Annotated in this window: 22 protein-coding genes; 12 read left to right on the top strand and 10 right to left on the bottom strand. The window is 58.8% G+C overall.

What is annotated here, in order from left to right; genetic code table 11:
* Nucleotides 1-20: 20 nt before the first annotated feature.
* Nucleotides 21-494, bottom strand: a complete 474-nt coding sequence (locus tag IF654_RS18715) for a WbuC family cupin fold metalloprotein (RefSeq protein WP_094988009.1) — start codon at nt 492-494, stop codon at nt 21-23.
* 17 nt (nt 495-511) lie between these two features.
* Entirely contained in the window at nt 512-1,069 is a 558-nt protein-coding gene (locus IF654_RS18720; RefSeq protein WP_047273340.1) for a hypoxanthine-guanine phosphoribosyltransferase, read from the bottom strand.
* Between the two features lie 164 nt (nt 1,070-1,233).
* On the opposite strand from IF654_RS18720, the gene upp reads away from it, so the two are divergent.
* Together upp and IF654_RS18730 are read left to right on the top strand one after the other, a co-directional pair.
* Entirely contained in the window at nt 1,234-1,872 is a 639-nt protein-coding gene (gene upp / locus IF654_RS18725) for a uracil phosphoribosyltransferase (protein ID WP_047273339.1), read from the top strand.
* Between the two features lies 1 nt (nt 1,873).
* Nucleotides 1,874-3,148, top strand: coding sequence for a uracil-xanthine permease family protein (locus tag IF654_RS18730; protein WP_047273338.1), 1,275 nt, complete (start codon nt 1,874-1,876; stop codon nt 3,146-3,148).
* A gap of 51 nt (nt 3,149-3,199) precedes the next feature.
* On the opposite strand, the gene hemH is transcribed toward IF654_RS18730, so the two are convergent.
* Both hemH and IF654_RS18740 read right to left on the bottom strand, forming a co-directional pair.
* Complete coding sequence (hemH, locus tag IF654_RS18735) at nt 3,200-4,225, bottom strand: ferrochelatase (protein ID WP_047282070.1); 1,026 nt, start codon at nt 4,223-4,225, stop codon at nt 3,200-3,202.
* 13 nt (nt 4,226-4,238) lie between these two features.
* Entirely contained in the window at nt 4,239-5,141 is a 903-nt protein-coding gene (locus tag IF654_RS18740) for a TIGR01777 family oxidoreductase (protein WP_047273336.1), read from the bottom strand.
* Between the two features lie 194 nt (nt 5,142-5,335).
* Here IF654_RS18740 and IF654_RS18745 point away from each other — a divergent pair, with 194 nt between their 5' ends.
* The 10 genes from IF654_RS18745 to IF654_RS18790 all read left to right on the top strand — a co-directional run bounded on the left by IF654_RS18745 (nt 5,336) and on the right by IF654_RS18790 (nt 14,820).
* Nucleotides 5,336-6,322, top strand: coding sequence for an NAD(P)/FAD-dependent oxidoreductase (locus tag IF654_RS18745; RefSeq protein ID WP_047273335.1), 987 nt, complete (start codon nt 5,336-5,338; stop codon nt 6,320-6,322).
* Nucleotides 6,323-6,528: 206 nt separating this feature from the next.
* A complete protein-coding gene (locus tag IF654_RS18750) occupies nt 6,529-7,497 on the top strand; it encodes a YbgA family protein (protein ID WP_047273334.1) in 969 nt (322 codons plus the stop codon).
* 2 nt (nt 7,498-7,499) lie between these two features.
* Nucleotides 7,500-8,435, top strand: a complete 936-nt coding sequence (locus tag IF654_RS18755; RefSeq protein ID WP_047273333.1) for a MerR family transcriptional regulator — start codon at nt 7,500-7,502, stop codon at nt 8,433-8,435.
* Nucleotides 8,436-8,463: 28 nt separating this feature from the next.
* Nucleotides 8,464-9,909, top strand: coding sequence for a deoxyribodipyrimidine photo-lyase (phrB, locus tag IF654_RS18760; protein WP_194862153.1), 1,446 nt, complete (start codon nt 8,464-8,466; stop codon nt 9,907-9,909).
* On the top strand, nt 9,902-10,672 hold the full coding sequence (locus tag IF654_RS18765) for an SDR family NAD(P)-dependent oxidoreductase (protein WP_094988574.1): 771 nt from the start codon (nt 9,902-9,904) through the stop codon (nt 10,670-10,672). The genes phrB and IF654_RS18765 overlap by 8 nt, the downstream gene beginning before the upstream one ends.
* On the top strand, nt 10,669-11,916 hold the full coding sequence (locus tag IF654_RS18770; RefSeq protein ID WP_047273330.1) for an NAD(P)/FAD-dependent oxidoreductase: 1,248 nt from the start codon (nt 10,669-10,671) through the stop codon (nt 11,914-11,916). The genes IF654_RS18765 and IF654_RS18770 overlap by 4 nt, the downstream gene beginning before the upstream one ends.
* Nucleotides 11,913-12,713, top strand: a complete 801-nt coding sequence (locus tag IF654_RS18775) for a DUF1365 domain-containing protein (protein WP_047275371.1) — start codon at nt 11,913-11,915, stop codon at nt 12,711-12,713. Before IF654_RS18770 ends, IF654_RS18775 begins: the two co-directional genes overlap by 4 nt.
* The gene (locus tag IF654_RS18780; RefSeq protein WP_047273328.1) at nt 12,700-13,971 is read left to right on the top strand and encodes an SAM-dependent methyltransferase; all 1,272 of its coding nucleotides are present in this window, start codon (nt 12,700-12,702) and stop codon (nt 13,969-13,971) included. Before IF654_RS18775 ends, IF654_RS18780 begins: the two co-directional genes overlap by 14 nt.
* Nucleotides 13,964-14,458, top strand: coding sequence for a DUF2878 domain-containing protein (locus IF654_RS18785; protein WP_083333247.1), 495 nt, complete (start codon nt 13,964-13,966; stop codon nt 14,456-14,458). Before IF654_RS18780 ends, IF654_RS18785 begins: the two co-directional genes overlap by 8 nt.
* A gap of 56 nt (nt 14,459-14,514) precedes the next feature.
* Nucleotides 14,515-14,820, top strand: coding sequence for a YkgJ family cysteine cluster protein (locus tag IF654_RS18790; protein WP_047273326.1), 306 nt, complete (start codon nt 14,515-14,517; stop codon nt 14,818-14,820).
* A gap of 2 nt (nt 14,821-14,822) precedes the next feature.
* On the opposite strand, the gene IF654_RS18795 is transcribed toward IF654_RS18790, so the two are convergent.
* From IF654_RS18795 to hemA, 6 genes are all read right to left on the bottom strand, one after another.
* The gene (locus tag IF654_RS18795) at nt 14,823-15,341 is read right to left on the bottom strand and encodes an acyloxyacyl hydrolase (RefSeq protein WP_047273325.1); all 519 of its coding nucleotides are present in this window, start codon (nt 15,339-15,341) and stop codon (nt 14,823-14,825) included.
* Between the two features lie 114 nt (nt 15,342-15,455).
* On the bottom strand, nt 15,456-16,247 hold the full coding sequence (gene murI / locus IF654_RS18800; protein WP_047282068.1) for a glutamate racemase: 792 nt from the start codon (nt 16,245-16,247) through the stop codon (nt 15,456-15,458).
* Nucleotides 16,240-16,995 carry a molybdopterin-synthase adenylyltransferase MoeB gene (locus tag IF654_RS18805; RefSeq protein WP_083333246.1) on the bottom strand — a complete coding sequence of 252 codons (756 nt, stop codon included), beginning with the start codon at nt 16,993-16,995 and terminating at the stop codon, nt 16,240-16,242. The genes murI and IF654_RS18805 overlap by 8 nt, the downstream gene beginning before the upstream one ends.
* Nucleotides 16,989-17,819 (bottom strand): peptide chain release factor N(5)-glutamine methyltransferase, encoded by an 831-nt coding sequence (gene prmC, locus IF654_RS18810; protein ID WP_194862152.1) that lies wholly within the window; start codon nt 17,817-17,819, stop codon nt 16,989-16,991. Before prmC ends, IF654_RS18805 begins: the two co-directional genes overlap by 7 nt.
* Nucleotides 17,820-18,902, bottom strand: a complete 1,083-nt coding sequence (prfA, locus tag IF654_RS18815) for a peptide chain release factor 1 (protein WP_047280025.1) — start codon at nt 18,900-18,902, stop codon at nt 17,820-17,822. It lies immediately after the preceding gene.
* On the bottom strand, nt 18,902-20,188 hold the full coding sequence (gene hemA / locus IF654_RS18820; RefSeq protein WP_047273320.1) for a glutamyl-tRNA reductase: 1,287 nt from the start codon (nt 20,186-20,188) through the stop codon (nt 18,902-18,904). The genes prfA and hemA overlap by 1 nt, the downstream gene beginning before the upstream one ends.
* Nucleotides 20,189-20,304: the final 116 nt, after the last annotated feature.

Consider the following 20,304-nt stretch of genomic DNA (forward strand, 5'->3'; position numbering starts at 1 on the left):
AAAAGCCATTATTGCCCGGATCAATCGAACTGCGCGCGCATCCAGGCCTGGTACTGGGCCACTTCAGGCTCACCTTCGCGAGGCGCCCAAGGTGCCAGTTCGCCATCCCCGACAGGGCGATAGGGTCCGGCTTTGCACTCGAACATCACGCTGTCAGGCTCAAGCACCACAAGGCCATGAAATACTCCCGGCGGCAGGTCTACGCCGAGGCTTTCGCCCCCGGCCATCAACACGCGCGTTTCGAGCAACTGACCGTTGCCGTCAAAAATCAGCACCCCCAGCTTGCCCCTGAGCACCAACAGGGTTTCAGCCTTGTCGCTGCTCAGGTGACAGTGGGGCGGGATGTACGTGGCGGGTTGCAGGCCCACCACCATGCGATGACAAGGCTCCTGCATCTGATGCAGGTTGTGGTGCTGGCGACCACGAGGGTTACCGGCAGCCTTCTCGGCCAGTTCGTTAAACAGTGTCTGATCGAGAAAGCTGGGGGTAGTCATGGTTTCAACGTCCTTGTTTACAAACCTTTAACGGCATAAATGCCGGCGGCGTTACGCCAGTAGCCTTTGTAGTCCATGCCATAACCGAATACGTAGCGGTCGATGCACGGCAGGCCTTCGTAAGTGGCCTTGAGCCCGGCACTTGCCTTGCGGTCGTGTTCTTTGTCGATCAACACCGCCGTGTGCACCTGACGTGCGCCAGCGTGATTGCAGAAATCCACAATGGCGCTCAGGGTGTGACCTTCATCCAGAATGTCGTCGATGATCAGCACATGGCGGTCCATGAACGACACTTCCGGCTTGGCCTTCCAGAACAGATCGCCACCGCTGGTCTGATTACGGTAGCGCGTGGCGTGCAGGTAAGACGACTCAAGCGGAAATTTCAAATGCGTGAGCAGCTTGCCGGCAAAAATCAGCCCGCCGTTCATCACACAAAAAACCACTGGATTCATCTCGGCCATGTCGGCCGTGATTTGCGCGCCAACACGGGCAATGGCCGCCTCGACTTCAGCTTCGGTGTACAGGCAGTCAGCCTCTCGCATGACTTGACGGATATGCTCGAGATCAGCAGACATGACGCTCTCCAGGGGGGGTTGCTCAAGAAAAGCGGGCAAAGGTACGCATCCGCATGGCTCAGATCAAGCATTTATGGACTAACGTGCTGTTATGTCTATAGGACATCACCCCGGATTAGATTAATCTAGGCCGGTTTTTTTGCCTGCCCCCGGAGCTTTTCCCTATGCCTATCCGTGAGATCCGCCATCCGCTGATCCGTCACAAGCTCGGCCTTATGCGCCGTGCCGACATTAGCACGAAGAACTTCCGCGAGCTCGCTCAGGAAGTCGGCGCGTTGCTGACCTATGAAGCCACCAGCGATTTGACGCTCGAAACCTACGAGATTGAAGGCTGGAGCGGCCCTGTCCACGTTGAGAAAATCGCCGGTAAGAAAATTACCGTCGTGCCTATCCTGCGCGCCGGCATCGGCATGCTCGAAGGTGTGCTGAGCCTGATCCCGGGCGCCAAAGTCAGCGCCGTCGGCGTTGCCCGTAACGAAGAAACCCTGCAGGCCCACACTTATCTGGAAAAACTCGTACCGGAAATCGACGAGCGTCTGGCGATGATCATCGACCCGATGCTGGCCACCGGTTCTTCGATGGTTGCAACCATTGACCTGCTGAAAAAAGCCGGCTGCAAAGAGATCCGCGCCATGGTGCTGGTTGCCGCCCCCGAAGGGATCGCTGCGGTAGAAGCCGCTCACCCGGACGTCACCATCTACACAGCGTCCATCGATAACCGTCTGGACGAACACGGCTACATCATTCCGGGCTTGGGCGATGCCGGCGACAAGATCTTCGGCACCAAGCAAAAGGACGCATAACATGCAGGACGAGTTCAACGACCCGCTCTGGCGCCAGATCCTCTCTGGCGCGCAGATGCTCTTCGTGGCCTTTGGCGCGTTGGTGTTGATGCCTTTGATTACAGGCCTGGACCCTAACGTTGCGCTGTTCACGGCGGGTCTCGGGACTCTGCTGTTCCAGATCGTGACCCGGCGCCAGGTGCCGGTCTTTCTGGCTTCGAGTTTCGCTTTCATTACCCCGATCATTCTCGCCAAGGGTCAATTCGGCCTGGCGGCGACCATGGGCGGCGTGATGGCAGCCGGTTTCGTGTACACCTTTCTCGGTTTCGCGGTAAAGCTCAAGGGCACCGGTTTCATTGATCGCCTGCTCCCGCCCGTGGTCATTGGCCCGGTGATTATCTCCATCGGTCTGGCGATGGCACCGATTGCCGCGCACATGGCCATGGGCCGCGCTGAAGATGGCACCGAGCTGATCCACTACCAGACCGCCATGATGATCTCGATGCCAGCCTTGCTGACCACCCTGATCGTGGCGGTGTTCGGTAAAGGGATTTTCCGTCTGGTTCCGATCATTGCCGGTGTGTTGGTGGGGTTTGCCCTGGCCTTCTATTTTGGCGTGGTCGACACGGCCAAAATTGCCGCAGCCCCCTGGTTTGCCTTGCCGCAGTTCACGGCGCCGGAGTTCAACTGGCAGGCGATTCTGTTTATCGTCCCGGTGGCATTGGCCCCGGCCATTGAGCACATTGGCGGCGTGATTGCCGTGGGCAGCGTGACCGGTCGCGACTACCTGAAAAAGCCCGGCCTGCACCGCACCCTGTTCGGTGACGGTATTGCCACCACGGCTGCTGGTCTGCTGGGCGGCCCACCCAACACCACCTACGCCGAAGTGACAGGCGCCGTGATGCTGACCAAGAACTACAACCCGAAAATCATGACCTGGGCGGCCATCTTTGCCATCAGCCTGGCATTTATCGGCAAGTTCGGCGCACTGCTGCAAAGCATTCCAGTGCCGGTCATGGGCGGGATTTTGTGCCTGCTGTTCGGCTCGATCGCGGCGGTGGGGATGAACACCCTGATCCGTCATCAGGTAGACCTGAGCGAGGCACGCAACCTGGTGATTGTTTCGGTCACGTTGGTGTTCGGTATTGGCGGTGTGCTGATCGGCACCGGGATGGGCCCTGAAGACTTCGGTCTCAAGGGCATCGCGCTGTGCGCCATTGTGGCGATAGCGCTGAACCTGCTCCTGCCGGGTAACGACAGTTGGAAAAAGAAAAAAGGTGACGAGCCGATTATCTAAACCGGCCTGCGTCACCTGCAACCCTCTCCCCTCGGGAGAGGGTTTTTTATTTCACAGCGCCAGCGGCGCCCTTTCGCATAACGTATTCAACGCAGCCGCCCATTCAGGGCTGTCATTGAGGCACGGCACCAGCACCAACTCCTCGCCCCCCGCCTCGATAAACTGCTCGCGACCGCGATCGCCAATCTCTTCAAGCGTCTCGATGCAGTCGGCGACAAAGGCTGGGCACATCACCAGAATTTTCTTCACGCCCTCTTTGGCCAGCGCATCCAGTCGCGCTTCGGTATAGGGTTCGATCCACTTCGCGCGCCCCAAACGGGACTGAAAAGCCACCGACCACTTACCGTCCGGCAAGCCCATTCGCTGCGCAAACAACTCAGCGGTACGCAGGCATTGCGCGCGATAGCAGGTAGCCATCACCGCAGGGGACGCGTTTTGGCAGCAGTCTTCATTTTTGAAACAGTGATTACCGGTCGGGTCGAGCTTGTGCAGGTGCCGCTCGGGCAAACCGTGGAAGCTCAGCAGCAGGTGGTCGTATTCCTGCGCCAGATGCGGTTTGGCACTGGCCACCATCGCTTCCAGATACTCGGGCTGGTCATAAAACGGCTGCAGGATTGAGAACTGAATCGGCAGCTTTTTAGCCTTGACCACCCGCTTGGCTTCTTCAATCACCGTGGTCACGGTGCTGTCCGCAAATTGCGGGTAGAGCGGCGCAAGGGTGACCTTCTTGATGCCCTGAGCGGCCAGCCGGGTCAGCACGGTTTCAATGGACGGCTCGCCATAGCGCATCGCCAATTCCACCGGCCCCTGCTTCCACTCGCGGGTCATGGCCTGCTGCAAACGACGGCTGAGCACCACCAACGGTGAACCTTCATCCCACCAGATTGACGCGTAGGCATGCGCCGACTGCTCGGGGCGTTTGATCAGGATCAGCGACACCAGCAAGCGTCGAACCGGCCATGGCAAGTCGATCACGTACGGGTCCATCAAAAACTGGTTCAAGTAGCTGCGAACATCCGCTACCGACGTAGACGCCGGTGAACCCAGGTTTACCAGCAACAGCGCGTGGTCGGTCATGCAACATCCTATTTCAGAGGCGGGCGGACACATCATCGAGTGCCGCTCGCAAATCGGTGAACTGAAAAGTGAAACCGGCTTCGAGCAAGCGTGCGGGGGTCGCCCGCTGCCCGCCCAATAACAACTGCGACATTTCGCCCAGCAATACGCGCAATACAAACGCGGGCATGGGCATCACGGCCGGGCGATGCAGCACGCGGCCAAGGGTTTTGGCGAACTCGGCGTTACGCACCGGGTGCGGGGCGCAGGCATTATAAGGACCGGTTGCCGCATTCTCATGCACAAGAAAATCAATCAGGGCGATTTGGTCCTGGATATGAATCCAGGGCATCCATTGCCGACCATTGCCTATCGGCCCGCCGAGCGCCAGCTTGAAGGGCAGCAACAGGCGTGACAAAAAGCCGCCCTCGGCTGACAACACCAGCCCGGTGCGCACCAACACCACACGTATCCCCAATGCCTGCGCACGCAGCGCGGTCTCTTCCCAGGCGATGCACAGGTGACTGGCAAAATCTTCACTGACCGGCGCGGCGTCTTCGGTCAACTCGCGCTCACCGCCATCCCCATACCACCCCACTGCCGACCCCGAGACCAGCACTGAAGGCTTCTGCTCGCGGCTTTCGAGCCATGCCAGCAGGGTTTCGGTCAGGGTGATCCGACTGCTCCAAAGCAACATCTTGCGCTTGCGCGTCCAGGGCCGATCCGCAATCGGTGCCCCCGCCAAATTGATCACGGCATCCACGGGGTCCTGCCCCAGCTCTTCGAGCGTGGCGATGCCCCTGACGCCTGTTCCACAGAGTTCACTCACCTGCGCGGGGCGTCTGCTCCACACCGTCAAACGATGACCTTGGGCCAACCAGTGACGACAAAGCTGGCGCCCTATCAAGCCTGTACCGCCTGTCAGCAATATGTGCATCTGTTCAACCTCGCAGGAAGTTTTATCGCAAGCACTGGTCTATTTTTAGAGAAAGCCCCAATTCGTCGCGCCGTCGGCTGTGTATAAGAATAGGCCAGATGGACCCAGCGAGCACGCTAAAACTTATACCAATAAATAGATTTGTACAGGTATTACCGTCGGCGTAGTCTGTGCAAACAGGAATCGAGGCCACTATGACTGTACCCATCGCAATCATCGGCACCGGCATTGCCGGTCTTTCAGCAGCGCACGCCCTTCAAACAGCAGGTCATACGGTGCACCTGTTCGATAAAAGCAGGGGCAGCGGTGGTCGTATGTCCAGCAAACGCAGTGAAGCAGGCAACCTGGACATGGGCGCGCAGTACTTCACTGCCCGCGATCGACGTTTCGTCGAAGAAGTGCAACGCTGGCAAGCCAAAGGCTGGGCCAGTGAATGGGAACCGCATCTGTACAACCACAAACATGGCCAGTTGACTCCCTCCCCCGACGAACAAACCCGCTGGGTCGGCAGCCCGCGCATGAGTGCGATCACCCGCGGCCTGCTGGGCAAATCCCACGTGACCTTTTCCTGCCGGATCACCGACCTGATCAAGGGTGAGGCACACTGGCACCTGCAAGACGCAGATGGTCAGGATCATGGCCCCTTCAGCCATGTGATCATCGCGACTCCCGCGCCACAGGCCACGGCGTTACTGGCCGTGGCCCCTAAATTGGCCAGCATGGTGGCCAGCGTGAAGATGGACCCCACGTGGGCGTTGGCGCTGGCCTTTGAAACCCCTCTGGCGACCAAAATGGATGGCTGTTTTGTACAAGACAGCCCGCTGGACTGGCTGGCACGCAACAGCAGCAAACCGGGCCGTGACAACCAGCCCGACACCTGGGTGCTGCATGCCACCAGCGCCTGGAGCCGACAAAACCTCGACCTGCCCAAAGAAGCGGTCATTGAGCAACTGCACGGCGCCTTTGCCGAGTTGATGCACTTCCCCACACCGGCCCCGATTTTTACGCTGGCCCACCGCTGGCTCTATGCACGACCCGCCACGGCCCATGAATGGGGCGCTTTGGCAGACTCAGACCTGGGCTTATATGCCTGCGGCGACTGGTGTTTGTCTGGCCGGGTCGAAGGTGCCTGGCTCAGCGGCCAGGACGCCGCCCGCAAGTTGCTTGAGCATTTGGAATAACGCCCCGCAGGACACGCTCCCCGGACGCCGCCTCGTGCGGCGTCTGCCTACACGGCCTTGGCGTGGGCAGCCTACTCGGGATGCGATACCCCCATAAACACCCAATACTTGTACAAGCTATTTGACTTGTACAAGATCAAGCCTATGATGACCTTAAGTTGTACATCAAACAAAAGATGTACAAGTAATTCTTGGAGGTTCATCACATGGCCAGCGCCGTCTCAGCTCATGACAAACCGAAAATCGCCATCAGCGCCTGCCTGCTGGGAGCTGAAGTTCGCTTTAACGGCGGCCATAAAGAGTCGCGCCTATGCAGCCAGGCCCTGAGTGAACATTTCGAATTTGTGCCGCTGTGCCCCGAGGTGGCCATCGGTCTTGGCATTCCCCGTCAACCCATCCGTCTGATTGGCAACCCGCAACAGCCCCTGGCCGTCGGCAGTGTCGACAGCGCGCTGGACGTCACCGGCCCCCTGCATGACTACGGGGTGGACATGGCGGCCGAACACACCGACATCTGTGGCTACATTTTTATGCAGAAGTCCCCGTCCTGCGGGCTGGAGCGGGTCAAGGTCTATCAGGACGGTGGCCGCCCGGCCGAACTCAGTGGCCGCGGCATATACGCCCGCGCCTTCTGTGACGCGCACCCCAACCTGCCGGTGGAAGAAGACGGTCGTTTAAATGACCCGGTATTGCGCGAGAACTTCATGACCCGGGTCTACGCCTACCGGGACTGGCAAGCGCTGCTCAAACAAGGCATCACACGGCGCAGCCTGACCGAGTTCCATGCCCGGTATAAATATCAACTGATGGCAAATCATCCGGTCCAGTACAAAACCCTGGGCAATTTACTGGGCAGCCTTGGCAAACAAGACCCGCGCGCTATTGCACCGCAGTACTTCAGCGAGCTGATGAAAGCCCTCAAACGATGTGCCACCCGCCGCACGCACACCAATGTGCTGCAACACCTGAGCGGCTACCTCAAGCAATCCATCAGCAGTGCCGACAAGCAAGAGATCCAGCAGATCATTGGCCAATACTTGCAGGGCATCGTGCCGTTAGTGGTGCCGCTGACCCTGCTCAAGCATCACTTCCGTCAGCACCCGGACCCCTACATCTCGCGTCAGGTGTACCTGCAGCCGCACCCGGAAAACCTCAGCCTGCGCAATGCCATCTGACCATGAACGACGACCTGATTATGTCCAATACTCCTGATACGGACTACAGCCAGGCACTGGCACAAGGTTGGCTGCCCATACGTGATGTTTCGCGTATTACGGGGGTCAACGCAGTGACCTTGCGCGCCTGGGAGCGTCGCTACGGATTGATCGTGCCCCATCGCACAGCCAAGGGGCATCGGCTGTTTTCCACAGAGCATATACAGCGGATCCAGCAGATTGTGCTGTGGCTTAACCGCGGCGTGGCTGTCAGCCAAATCAAGCCATTGCTTGATGCACCCGGTCCGTCTGACGAAGCACCCGGCAGCGACTGGCAGGTATGGCGTCATACCCTGATTGAAGCCATCAGTGAATTGGCCGAGCGCCGCCTCGATGATTGCTTCAACCAAGTCATGTCGCTCTACCCCACACGCCCCTTGTGCGAGCGACTGTTGATGCCGCTGCTCGATGAACTGGAACAGCGCTGGCAAGGGCAGTTCGGCGCCCAACTGGAGCGGGTGTTCTTTCACACCTGGCTGCGCAGCAAGCTGGGCGCGCGCATTTATCACAACAACCGTTCGCTCAAAGGCGAGCCGGTGCTGCTGGTTAACCACTCGGACCTGCCCTTCGAACCCCAGCTGTGGCTCACCGCCTTGCTGATCAGCAGCAGTCATTGCCCGGTTGAAATGTTCGATGCGCCTTTGCCGGTGGGCGAGCTGGGCCTGGCGGTTGAGCGGCTGGAGCCGCGTGCGGTGGTGCTGTACTCCAGCAAGACCATTAACACCCAGGCATTGAACAAATTACTCAACGGCATCGAGTGCCCGACGTTGATTGCCGGTCCGGCGGTACGCATTCATTACGACGTGTTGTCCGTTAGCACAACCGAGATCGCAGGGCTGTGCCTGGCCAACGACCCCGTCGAAGCGCATCTACGTCTCAACCAACTCGGGCTTTTGTAACGCTCTGCAATGGGCTCAAGGAACTGACATGCAACTTTTTTGGCTACGAAGCGACCTGCGTCACATGGACAACTCCGCCCTGAGCGCCGCCGCAGAGCGTGGCCCCACACTGGCGGTCTATGTGATCAGCCCGCAACAATGGCTGATGCACGATGACGCGGCCTGCAAAGTCGACTTCTGGTTGCGCAACGTGCATACCTTGAGCGAGCGTTTGCGCCAGCTCAATATTCCTCTTTTGATTCGCACCGCCGCCACGTGGGAAGACGTCCCTTCAGTGCTCCTCACGCTGTGCCAAGAGCAAGGCATTCAAGCGTTGCACACCAATCAGGAATACGGCATCAATGAAACCCGCCGCGATACGGCGGTGGCTCAAACCCTCGAAGCCCACGGCATCGCCTTCCACAGCTACCTCGACCAACTGCTGTTTCAACCGGGCAGCATCCTCACCCAGTCGGGCTCGTACTTTCAGGTGTTCAGCCAATTCCGCCGAGTCTGTTACAACCGTTTGCACATGGCCCTGCCGCAGACACTCGCCGCCCCTGCGGTTCAAGCGCCCTTGAATATCCAAAGCGACCCGGTGCCTGCTGCAGTCGACGGGTTTGCCACGCCCGATGACGCGCTGCGTGCGCTGTGGCCCGCCGGAGAGCAAGAAGCCCAAACACGCCTGGCGCGCTTCGCTGATGAACACATCCACTATTACAAGGATGAGCGCGACCTGCCGGCCAAGCCGGGGACCAGCCAGCTTTCCGCCTACTTGGCGGCGGGCGTAATTTCCCCGCGTCAATGCCTGCACGCAGCACTCATGAGCAACAACGGCGAGTTCGAAAGCGGTAGCCCCGGCGCGTCCACCTGGATCACCGAGTTGCTGTGGCGCGAGTTTTATAAACACATTCTGGTCGGTTACCCCCGCGTCTCACGGCATCGCGCCTTCCGCCCCGAGACCGAATTTCTGCCGTGGCGAGAGGCCCCTCAGGAGTTGGCGGCCTGGAAACAGGGCCGCACCGGCTTCCCGATTATTGATGCCGCCATACGCCAACTGCTGGAAACCGGCTGGATGCACAACCGTCTGCGCATGGTGGTGGCGATGTTCCTGACCAAAAACTTGCTGATTGACTGGCGCGAAGGCGAACGCTTTTTCATGCAGCACTTGATTGACGGCGATCTGGCAGCCAACAACGGCGGCTGGCAATGGAGTTCTTCCACCGGTACCGATTCCGTCCCGTACTTCAGAATTTTCAACCCGTTGAGTCAGTCTGAGCGCTTCGATCCCGAAGGCACCTTCATCAAACACTGGCTCCCCGAATTGGCTGATTTGAATAAAAAACAGGTGCATAACCCGGCCTCAGTGGGCGGCCTGTTCGGCGCAGTCAACTACCCTGCTCCTATCGTGAACTTGAGCCAAAGCCGCGACCGCGCGCTCAGCGCCTTCAAAAATCTTCCTACCAGGCACATGTTGGAGATGAGTCATGACTGACGGGCGCAGAATCTGGCTCACAGGAGCCAGCAGCGGTATCGGTGCGCATCTGGCTCAGGTGCTGCTTGAAACAGGCGCCCGGCTCGCCGTCAGCGCACGAAACCCGCAACCGCTTACAGCCCTGTCTGAGCGCTATCCCGGACAAGTTCTGGTTGTCCCCGGCGATTTGACCGACTGCGCTCAGGTGCGTGAGATCGGCATGCACATTGCCCAGACCTGGGGAGCGCTGGACACCGTAATTCTCAATGCGGGCACCTGCGAATACATCGACGTCGACCACTTTGATGCCGCCCTGATCGAGCGCGTCGTACGCACCAACTTATTGGCCACCAGTTATTGCATCGAGACGGCGCTGCCCTTGCTGCGCGCCGGCTCGCGCCCACATCTGGTGGGCGTTGTGAGCTCCGTCACCTATTGGGCGCTGCCACGGGCAGGCGCCTATGGCGCGTCAAAGGCGGGGCTGCGTTACTTGCTGGAATCCCTGCGGCTGGATCTTGCCCATGAAGGGATGGACGTTACCCTCGTCAGCCCGGGCTTCGTGGACACGCCGCTGACTGAAAAAAATGACTTTCCGATGCCCATGCGCTGGTCTGCCGACAAAGCAGCCAGCCATATTGCCCAGCGTCTGGAGAAACGCCCGCTGGAGATCGCCTTTCCAACCCCTTTCATCGCGCTGTTGCGCCTGTTGTCCAGCCTGCCCAAGCGCATGCAAGTGGCGCTGGGCAAACGTCTTGCGCGTAATGGCGAGCAACCACACCCATGAAAATCGCGATTATCGGCAGCGGCATATCAGGCCTGACCTGCGGCTATTTACTGCACAAGACCCACGACATCACGGTGTTTGAAGCCAGCGACTGGGTCGGCGGCCACACCCATACCGTCACTGTTGACGTCAACGGGCAATCCTATGCGGTCGACACGGGATTCATCGTTTTCAACGATTGGACCTACCCCAATTTCATCAAACTGATGGACCAACTGGGGGTGCGCTCCAACGCCACTGAAATGAGCTTCTCCGTGCACGATACGGACACGCGGCTTGAATACAACGGCAATACGCTCAACAGCTTGTTTGCCCAGCGCGGCAATCTGCTGTCGCCTGCTTTTTGGGGCATGTTGCGCGACATTTTGCGTTTTAACCGCGAAGCCGTCCGCGACCTGGACGAGCAGCGTATCGCTGCTGACACCCGGCTCGGCGACTATTTGCAACAGCGCGGCTATGGCGAACGTTTCATTGAGCACTACATCGTGCCGATGGGCGCCGCCATCTGGTCCATGTCACTGGCCGACATGCTGACGTTTCCCCTGCAATTTTTCGTACGTTTCTTTAAGAACCACGGCCTGCTCAGCGTCAGTAATCGCCCGCAATGGCGTGTGATTGAAGGAGGCTCAAGTGCTTACGTCAAACCGCTGAGTGCCGGCTTTGCTGATCGAATTCACCTTAATTGCCCAGTGACTCAGGTCGAGCGCTACGAGCAAGGCGTACTGATCCACACGGCAGCCGGTGTTGAGCGATTCGACAAAGTGATTTTTGCCTGCCACAGCGATCAGGCCCTCGCCTTGCTGGCCCAGCCCTCAACGGCCGAAAAGGAAATCCTCGGCGCCCTGCCCTACGCTGACAACGATGTTGTGCTGCACACCGATACGCGCCTGTTGCCTGACCGAAAACTCGCTTGGGCCAGTTGGAATTATCGCCTGGGGTCAGCCGTACAAAAACGCGCTGCCGTGACCTACAACATGAACATCCTGCAAGGTATTCAGAGCGAAACCACGTTCTGCGTCAGTCTTAACCAAACTTCAGCCATCGACCCGCTAACAGTGCTGGCCAGCTTTACCTATGCCCACCCGCAATACAGCTTGCAGGGCATTGCCGCACAAGCGCGCTGGCAAGAACTGCTGGGCGCGAACAACAGCTATTTTTGCGGCGCCTACTGGGCCAATGGTTTCCATGAAGATGGTGTGGTCAGCGCATTACGTGTGACCAACGCCTTCGGGCATCGCTTATGAACAGCGCCCTGTATACCGGGTGGATCGCCCACCGGCGCTTCGCGCCCACCGCCCATGCGTTTCGTTACCGCATCGGGCTGCTTTATCTCGACCTGGATGAACAAGAGGCGGTCTTGGGCCTCTCCCCTTTGGCCGGAAAAAGCCGACTGGCGCCCTTCTCTTTCCGTGAAACCGATTACCTGAAAACGTACACCCAGACGGGCATGCGCCTGATCGACGCGGTGCGCCAACAAGTCGGTATCGCGTTGGGGCACACCCCGCAAGGCGCAATCCGCGTGCTCACGCAACCGCGCAGTTGGGGGCTTTCATTCAACCCGGTGAGTTTTTTTTACTGCTTTGAGGCGGACGGCACCTTGGCTGCTGTCTTGTGCGAAGTGACCAATACGCCCTGGCGCGAGCGCTATCACTATGTTCTCCCGGCGCAAGGTGACGGTTTTCAGCACGTCGCCGTGGCCAAGGCTTTTCATGTGTCGCCGTTTTTGCCGCGCGATCTGCAATACCGCATGAGCTTCAGCGCTCCCGACGCGCGCCTCGGTGTACACATGGCCGACTGGCAAGGTGAGTTAAAACTGTTTGATGCCACCCTCAATCTGCAACGCACGTCGCTGGACCGCGCGGGACTGCATCGCTATGTGCGCCAGTTCCCATGGATGACAGCGAAGACGTGCGTGGCAATTTACTGGCAAGCCGTGCGGCTTTTTCTCAAGCGCACACCGATTTTTTCCCATCAGGCCGCCGATGGCGCCTTTCGCATTGCTACTGCGCATAACAAGGAACAACGCCATGAAAAGCCCTAGCCTGGTGAGCAAATCGTCATCGTCGAGTACCCATAATCTGACCAGCGCGCTATTGCGCCGCGGAGTGATGCGCCAATTGGCCCAGTTGAAAAACGGCCACCTGACCGTCGTCGAAAAAGGCGAGCGCCGGACATTCGGCGACCATGGCGCGGGGCTTGTGGCGGAGGTTCACATCCACGACGCCAGCGTGTGGGGCATGATCGCCAGCAACGGTTCGATTGGCGCCGGGGAAGCCTTTATCCATGGCTACTGGAGTTCCCCGGACCTCACAAAAGTGATCCGTGTGCTGGTCAGCAATATGGAAGTGCTGGATGCCATGGAAGGAGGACTGGCGCGTCTGAGCCGCCCATTCATTCGGGGCCTGCACTGGATCAATCGCAACACGCGCAAGGGTTCGCAGAAAAACATTGCCGCGCACTACGATCTGGGCAATGAGATGTTCGAGCAGTTTCTCGACCCGACCATGATGTATTCCGCCGCCCAGTTCCTTACGCCCGACGACACGCTGGAGCAGGCGCAGCTCAATAAATTGGCGCGTATCTGTCAGAAACTCGGGCTGACTGCCGACGACCATTTGCTGGAAATCGGAACGGGCTGGGGCAGCATGGCGTTGTTTGCCGCTCAGCAATACGGGTGCAAAGTCACCACCACGACCTTGTCCAAGGAGCAGTACGACTACACCCTCGCGCGCATCCATGCACTTGGCCTACAAGATCAAGTGACATTGCTGCTTGAGGATTACCGTGATCTGACAGGGCAGTACGACAAGCTGGTGTCCATCGAAATGATCGAAGCAGTCGGTCACCGCTTTTTGCCCAGCTATTTCAAACAGTGTTCCCACTTGCTCAAGCCCCACGGCTTGATGCTGCTGCAAGCCATCACCATCCGCGAACAACGCTATGAGCAGGCAAAACGCAGTGTGGATTTTATCCAGCGCTACATTTTCCCCGGCGGAGCTTTGCCCAGCGTGCAGAAGATGCTCGAAATCGTCGGCCAGGACACCGACATGAACTTGATGCACATGGAAGACTTCGGCCTGCATTACGCCAAAACCCTGCACCTGTGGCGCGAGAATTTTCGACGCGCCCATGGCCGTTTGACTGAGTTGGGCTACGACGAATACTTCCTGAGGCTGTGGGAGTTTTACTTGTGCTACTGCGAAGGCGGCTTTCTGGAGCGCAGCATTGGCACCGCGCAATTGCTGCTGGCCAAACCGGGCGCCACTCTCGAACCGCTGTTGGGCCGACTCGATGCTTAACAAGACGCTGGCCAACGCCGCGCTGTTTCAGGTCGGCTGGTTTGCCTGCGTGCTGGGCGGCCACAGCGCCTGGCTCCTGCTGGCAGGCGCGGCCTTGGTTATTCAAGTGCTGTGGATAAAAGCTGACATCCGCCTGGTGCTGCTGGTGTGCGTGCTGGGCAGCGTCATCGACAGCGCTCTGTTGAACGCGGGCGTGTTTGCATTCGACAGTCCAGGAAAGATCATCCCGTTCTGGCTGATGCTGCTGTGGGCCCTGTTGGCCACTACCTTGAATCATTGCCTGGCGTGGACCGCGAAACCGCTCTGGCTTTGCGCAGTGCTGGGCGCCGTGGCAGGTCCGCTTTCGTACTATGCAGGGCAGCGCCTGGACGCCGTGGCGTTTCCATTGGGCCTGTGGCCTACCCTGATCGGGCTGGGGGTTGTTTGGGGGGCGTTGTTCCCAACCCTGCAATGGCTGGCAGGTAAATTTTCTCACCCGGCCGGATAGGTGCAGCTGTCAGCTGTTTCACACCTTGATGCGGCACTGCCTTACACTGCGCGCCTATGACCACCATCCCGTTGACTGAAATAACCGAACCCGCCGTCACGTGCTCGACCTGCGCGGCGTGCTGTTGCCAGCTCGAAGTGATGCTGATCACAGACACGGGTGTGCCCGAGCGTTTTATCGATACCGATGACTGGGGAGGCGAAGTGATGTTGCGCCTGGACGATGGCTGGTGTGCAGCCCTGGACCGCAACACCATGATGTGCACCATTTACGAAAAGCGTCCGCTGATTTGCCGCGAGTTCGAAATGGGTGAGGTTGAATGCCTCAACGAGCGTCAAGGCATTGCCACCGCGTATCGCTGAGGTTACAGCGGCATTGTGTAATGCAGGGCGTAGCTCTCAACCCCGTCATTGGTACTGGAAAGCCCGGCGTTGGAGTAATGCGTCGCACGAATCCCGACTTCATGACCACCGTTGAAACGCAGGCCAACACCAATGCGGTCTTCAAACTGGAACGCGGTGCCCAGCTTTTGCTCTTCCACTTCGGTCTTGGAGAACAACGCCATGCCGATCCCCGCTTCGATGTAAGGCTTCACCGTTTCGCCGGCAAATTCGTACACAAATACAGGGGAGAACGACAGGCTGTTACTGCTGGATGACTTCTTGCCATCCCAGAACGTGTAAGCACCATCCCAATAGCCGGTCAGGCGACCGACATCACTTTGTAGCCAGCTCTTGTCCCAATCGGACTTCAAACCCAGGCGATAGGTCATGCTCGATTGGCTTGTATGCCCTACCCCAAACTCGATACCGGCCGCTTGTGCCGTGTAACTGTGCCCCAGAACCGTTGCTGCGAGAGCAGCCAAGCCTAAAAAGCGCTTCATAAGAAAATCCTATTTTCGTATGCATAGGTCATTTGTTGTGTGCCCCATCAGGCAGGCGTTATGAATCCGATCACAACGTGAAAGTTCAACCCATTTGAACGGACACACATTTTTCTACAGGGCAAAGCTTCGCACAACGCCAGACTTATTCCACAGTGCAGGTAGGATATTTCTCATCTGTTCAGGTAAGGCGCTTGTCCAGAACTGGGTTTCTTGAGCCGGCCCAGTGGCCAAAAGCCCACGTTCACGGAGTAAACGCTGCAATTGACGGGCGACAGCCGCACCGGTATCGATCAGGCAGATCGACGGCGGGAGCATCTGACGGAGCAGAGGCTTGAGGAAGGGATAGTGGGTACACCCCAGGATGATCGTGTCGCACCCGGCAGCCAGCAGCGGCTCGACATAGCCTTGCAACCGTGAGCGCAAGGCCTGGCTTTGCAGGTCGCCGGTTTCGATCAATTCCACCAGCCCGGGGCAAGGCTGGGTGATGACGCGCACATCATTGGCAAACCGGTCCAGCAAGGCGGCGAATTTGGCGCTCTGCAACGTGCCCGTGGTGGCCAGAACCCCCACGACGCCACTTCGGGTCGCGGCCGCAGCAGGCTTGACGGCAGGCTCCATGCCAACGATTGGCCAGTGCGGATAGCGTTGTCGCAAATCTGCCACACCCGCCACCGTGGCGGTATTGCAGGCCAGCACGATGGCTTTGGCGCCCTGTTGCTGAAAGAAGTCGGCAATCACCGCACAACGCTGGCGGATAAATTCCGGGGATTTCTCGCCATACGGAATATGCCCACAATCACCGACGTACAGCAGCGACTCATTGGGCAGTAAGGCGTGAATCTCGTTGAGCACTGACAAGCCGCCGACGCCCGAGTCGAAGACGCCAATCGGTGCTTCACTCATGGGCTGAACCGCACACGCTGCACGCCGGGTCACGCTTGACCCGCAGCTCGCGAAAACGCGTGCCGAGGGCATCAATCAACAGCAGTCGACCGACCAGCGGTTCACCAAAACCGGCCAGTAGCTTCAAGGCTTCAAGGGCTTGCAAACTGCCCACCAACCCCACCAGCGGGCCGATGACGCCGGCTTCGCTGCAGGTCAATTCATCTTCGCTGCCGTGCCCGTATAAACAGTGGTAACAGGGGCTGGAAGGCTGGCGCGAATCGAAGACCGACAACTGGCCTTCCAGGCGGATCGCAGCCCCGCTCACCAACGGCTTGCGCGCCGCCACACACGCTCGGTTCACGGCTTCACGGGTGCCAAAGTTGTCGCAACAGTCGAGCACCAGATCCACGGCGGCGACTGCATCGGCCAATGAGTCTTCGTCCAGCGCCGTACGGTGGGCAATCAGGGTGATCGCCGGGTTGGTCGCGGTAAGCCGGGTCAGGGCCGAGTCGACCTTGCTCTCACCGACACTGGCCGTGTCGTGCAGGATCTGGCGTTGCAAGTTGGTGACGTCGACGCTGTCGAAGTCAGCCAGGTGTAACTCGCCCACCCCCGCCGCGGCCAGGTACAACGCCACCGGCGAGCCCAGCCCGCCAAGGCCGACGATCAATACACGGCTGTTTTTGAGGGCCAACTGCCCGGCGATATCGACCTGTTGCAACAGGATCTGTCGGCTATAGCGCAACAGTTCCTGATCGGTCAGCACGGCAGGCGACCCAACGTAATACGTTCGTGAGTGCCCAGGTCTTTGCGGCTTTCAACCTCAACGAATCCCGCGCCCTGCAACAGGTCACGCACGGCAGGCGCCTGATCGTAACCATGCTCAAGCATCAACCAGCCCCCGGCATTCAGGTGGTGCGGGGCTGCGGCGACAATCTCACGAATGTCATCGAGCCCGTCAGCACCGGCGACCAGCGCACTTTCGGGCTCGAAACGCACGTCGCCTTCATCCAGATGCAGATCCCCGGCCGCAATGTAAGGCGGGTTGCTGATGATCAAATCAAAACGGTGTCCGGCCAACGCGCTGAACCAATGGCTGTTGAGCACGGTGACATTATTCAATTCAAGGCGCTGCCGGTTGCGCTCTGCCAGCGCCACGGCTTCGAGGATGCGATCAACGGCCGTGACCTGCCAGGCCGGACGTTCACTGGCGAGGGCCAAGGCGATGGCGCCGCTGCCGGTGCCCAGGTCCAGTACGCTGGCCGGGGTTGCAGGCAGCAATTGCAGGGCCGTCTCCACCAGCAGTTCGGTATCCGGACGCGGGATCAACGTGTGCGGGGCCACTTCCAGATCGAGGTTCCAGAAACCTTGCTGCCCCAGAATGTAGGCCACGGGTTCGCCCGCACGGCGGCGTTGCAGGAAGTCGGCAAAGGTCAGTGCGGCTTCGCTGCTGACAATTTTCTCGGGCCATGTGTGCAGGTAACTGCGCGACTTGCCCAAAGCGGCTGCCAACAACAGCTCTGCATCCAGACGCGCCGTCGGTGAATCGGGCAATTGGGCGGCGCGCAACAAGCTGGCAATGATGGTCATTTATTCACCCAGGGCTGTCAGTTGATCAGCCTGATATTCCGCTAACAACGGTTCGATCACGGCTTCGACGCCGCCTGCGAGCACTTCATCCAGTGAGTACAACGTGAGGTTGACGCGATGGTCAGTCACTCGGCCTTGGGCAAAGTTGTAGGTGCGAATGCGCTCGGAGCGATCTCCCGACCCCACCAACAGTTTGCGTTCACTGGCAATCGCGCTCGCGGCGGCGCTGGTTTGCTGGTCGTTCAATTTAGCTGAAAGCCACGACATCGCCCGCGCACGGTTTTTATGCTGGGAGCGTTCTTCCTGGCACTCCACCACAATGCCCGACGGCAAGTGCGTGATGCGGATGGCGGAGTCGGTCTTGTTGACGTGCTGACCACCCGCGCCCGAAGAACGGTAGGTGTCGACGCGCAAATCGGCCGGGTTGATCTCGATCGCTTCTTGTTCGTCAGGCTCAGGCAATACCGCGACGGTGCAGGCCGAGGTGTGAATACGCCCTTGGGATTCAGTCGCCGGGACTCGCTGAACACGGTGAACGCCCGACTCGAACTTCAGCTTGCCGTACACGTTCTCGCCTTCAACCCGCGCAATGACTTCTTTATAGCCGCCATGCTCACCGGGGTTTTCCGACAGGATTTCCAGCCTCCAGCCACGCCGTTCGGCATAACGGGAATACATGCGAAACAGATCGCCTGCAAAAATCGCGGCCTCATCGCCCCCGGTGCCCGCCCGGATTTCGAGGAAGACGTTGCGTCCATCGTTCGGGTCCTTGGGCAGCAACATGCGCTGCAGGTCGCCTTCGAGTTCAATCAGTCGCTCTTTGGCTTCGCGCACTTCCTCGACAGCCATTTCACGCATGTCGGGGTCGCTGTCCTTGAGCAAGGCTTGAGCACCTTCCAGGTCGCCCTGAACCTTCAGCCACTGGCCGTACGCGCCAACAATGGGCTCAACTTCTGCGTATTCCTTGGAATAAGCGCGGAATTTGGTTTGGTCGGAGATAACTTCGCCATCGCCAAGCAATGCGGTCAGTTCCTCAAAACGGTCCTGGAGGATGTCCAGCTTATTAAGCAATGACGCTTTCATTACGATTTTTTATCCGCAGAGCTATGCGATGAGCCCTCACCGAGGGCAAAAAGTTCTTGTGCCATGGCCAGCGCATCGAGGCGGCCTTCGGCGGAAAGCTTTTTCAACTGCACGCTGGGCGCGTGCAGCAATTTATTGGTCAGACCGCGCGCCAATTGGGCCAGCACGTCTTCAGGGTTGCCGCCATTGGCCAGCATTTTCAACGCTTTTTGCAGCTCTTCATCGCGCAGGCGTTCGCCTTGCTGGCGGTAGGCCTTGAGCACATCCACGGCCGCCAGCTCACGCAAACGCACCATGAATTCTTCGGCGCCGATGCTGACCAACTCTTCGGCGGCTTGAGCAGCGCCCTGGCGGCTCTTGAGGTTTTCAGCCACTACTTCATGCAAGTCATCGACGGTGTAGAGGTAAACGTCGTCCAACTCGCCGACTTCTGGCTCGATATCGCGAGGAACAGCAATATCGACCATGAAGATGGGTTTGTGCTTGCGCAGCTTCAGCGCGCTTTCAACCGCGCCTTTACCGAGAATAGGCAACTGACTGGCCGTCGAGCTGATGACGATGTCGCTGTGCACCAACTCTTGAGGAATGTCCGACAACAACACGGCATGCGCGCCGAACTGTTCGGCCAACAGACTGGCACGCTCCAGCGTACGGTTAGCAACCACGATACGTTTGACCCCCAAGTCATGCAGGTGTCGGGCGACCAGGGTGATGGTTTCGCCAGCCCCTATCAACAATGCCTGACTGCGCTGCAAGTCACTGAAAATCTGCTTGGCCAGGCTGACCGCGGCAAACGCCACGGAAACCGGGTTTTCGCCGATGGCCGTGTCGGTGCGCACTTGCTTGGCCGAGTTGAACGTGGCCTGAAACAGGCGCCCCAGCAGCGGCCCGACGGTGCCCGCCTCACGCGCCACCGCATACGCCGACTTCAACTGACCGAGAATTTGCGGCTCGCCCAACACCAGTGAATCGAGGCCTGCGGCCACACGCATCATGTGACGAACGGCAGCATCGTCTTCATGGATGTAGGCGCAAGACTTCAATTCTTCAAGGTCGAGCTGATGGTAATCGGCCAGCCATTTCAGGACGGTATCGGCTGAAATCTGGTCTTGCTCTATATACAGCTCACTGCGATTGCAGGTTGAGAGGATCGCAGCTTCACGACTGTCGGTCAGTCGGCAGAGCTGCTGCAAGGCCTCAACCAACTGCTCCGGGGTAAAAGCCACGCGCTCGCGGACGTCTACTGAAGCAGTCTTGTGGTTAATACCGAGTGCGAGGAAGGCCATTCAAGATCGCTGATGATGACGAGAAGCCGGCAATTGTCCTACTTCGCCAGATTCAGAACAACCATTGCTGACTATTGTCTCTATAGTTAAGGTCTGTTGACGCCCAATTAGCCATC

This window comes from Pseudomonas lundensis (genome assembly GCF_015377145.2).
GTDB lineage: Bacteria > Pseudomonadota > Gammaproteobacteria > Pseudomonadales > Pseudomonadaceae > Aquipseudomonas > Aquipseudomonas lundensis.

Excerpts from the sequence above, each read along its gene's own strand:
- IF654_RS18795 (WP_047273325.1), bottom strand. The coding sequence starts at position 15,341 with ATGAAGCGCTTTTTAGGCTTGGCTGCTCTCGCAGCAACGGTTCTGGGG.
- upp (WP_047273339.1), top strand. The coding sequence starts at position 1,234 with ATGCCTATCCGTGAGATCCGCCATCCGCTGATCCGTCACAAGCTCGGC.
- IF654_RS18745 (WP_047273335.1), top strand. The coding sequence starts at position 5,336 with ATGACTGTACCCATCGCAATCATCGGCACCGGCATTGCCGGTCTTTCA.
- IF654_RS18780 (WP_047273328.1), top strand. The coding sequence starts at position 12,700 with ATGAAAAGCCCTAGCCTGGTGAGCAAATCGTCATCGTCGAGTACCCAT.
- IF654_RS18750 (WP_047273334.1), top strand. The coding sequence starts at position 6,529 with ATGGCCAGCGCCGTCTCAGCTCATGACAAACCGAAAATCGCCATCAGC.
- murI (WP_047282068.1), bottom strand. The coding sequence starts at position 16,247 with ATGAGTGAAGCACCGATTGGCGTCTTCGACTCGGGCGTCGGCGGCTTG.
- IF654_RS18740 (WP_047273336.1), bottom strand. The coding sequence starts at position 5,141 with ATGCACATATTGCTGACAGGCGGTACAGGCTTGATAGGGCGCCAGCTT.
- prfA (WP_047280025.1), bottom strand. The coding sequence starts at position 18,902 with ATGAAAGCGTCATTGCTTAATAAGCTGGACATCCTCCAGGACCGTTTT.
- IF654_RS18730 (WP_047273338.1), top strand. The coding sequence starts at position 1,874 with ATGCAGGACGAGTTCAACGACCCGCTCTGGCGCCAGATCCTCTCTGGC.
- IF654_RS18770 (WP_047273330.1), top strand. The coding sequence starts at position 10,669 with ATGAAAATCGCGATTATCGGCAGCGGCATATCAGGCCTGACCTGCGGC.
- phrB (WP_194862153.1), top strand. The coding sequence starts at position 8,464 with ATGCAACTTTTTTGGCTACGAAGCGACCTGCGTCACATGGACAACTCC.
- IF654_RS18755 (WP_047273333.1), top strand. The coding sequence starts at position 7,500 with ATGAACGACGACCTGATTATGTCCAATACTCCTGATACGGACTACAGC.
- IF654_RS18715 (WP_094988009.1), bottom strand. The coding sequence starts at position 494 with ATGACTACCCCCAGCTTTCTCGATCAGACACTGTTTAACGAACTGGCC.
- hemH (WP_047282070.1), bottom strand. The coding sequence starts at position 4,225 with ATGACCGACCACGCGCTGTTGCTGGTAAACCTGGGTTCACCGGCGTCT.
- IF654_RS18765 (WP_094988574.1), top strand. The coding sequence starts at position 9,902 with ATGACTGACGGGCGCAGAATCTGGCTCACAGGAGCCAGCAGCGGTATC.
- IF654_RS18790 (WP_047273326.1), top strand. The coding sequence starts at position 14,515 with ATGACCACCATCCCGTTGACTGAAATAACCGAACCCGCCGTCACGTGC.
- IF654_RS18775 (WP_047275371.1), top strand. The coding sequence starts at position 11,913 with ATGAACAGCGCCCTGTATACCGGGTGGATCGCCCACCGGCGCTTCGCG.
- IF654_RS18720 (WP_047273340.1), bottom strand. The coding sequence starts at position 1,069 with ATGTCTGCTGATCTCGAGCATATCCGTCAAGTCATGCGAGAGGCTGAC.
- IF654_RS18785 (WP_083333247.1), top strand. The coding sequence starts at position 13,964 with ATGCTTAACAAGACGCTGGCCAACGCCGCGCTGTTTCAGGTCGGCTGG.
- hemA (WP_047273320.1), bottom strand. The coding sequence starts at position 20,188 with ATGGCCTTCCTCGCACTCGGTATTAACCACAAGACTGCTTCAGTAGAC.
- prmC (WP_194862152.1), bottom strand. The coding sequence starts at position 17,819 with ATGACCATCATTGCCAGCTTGTTGCGCGCCGCCCAATTGCCCGATTCA.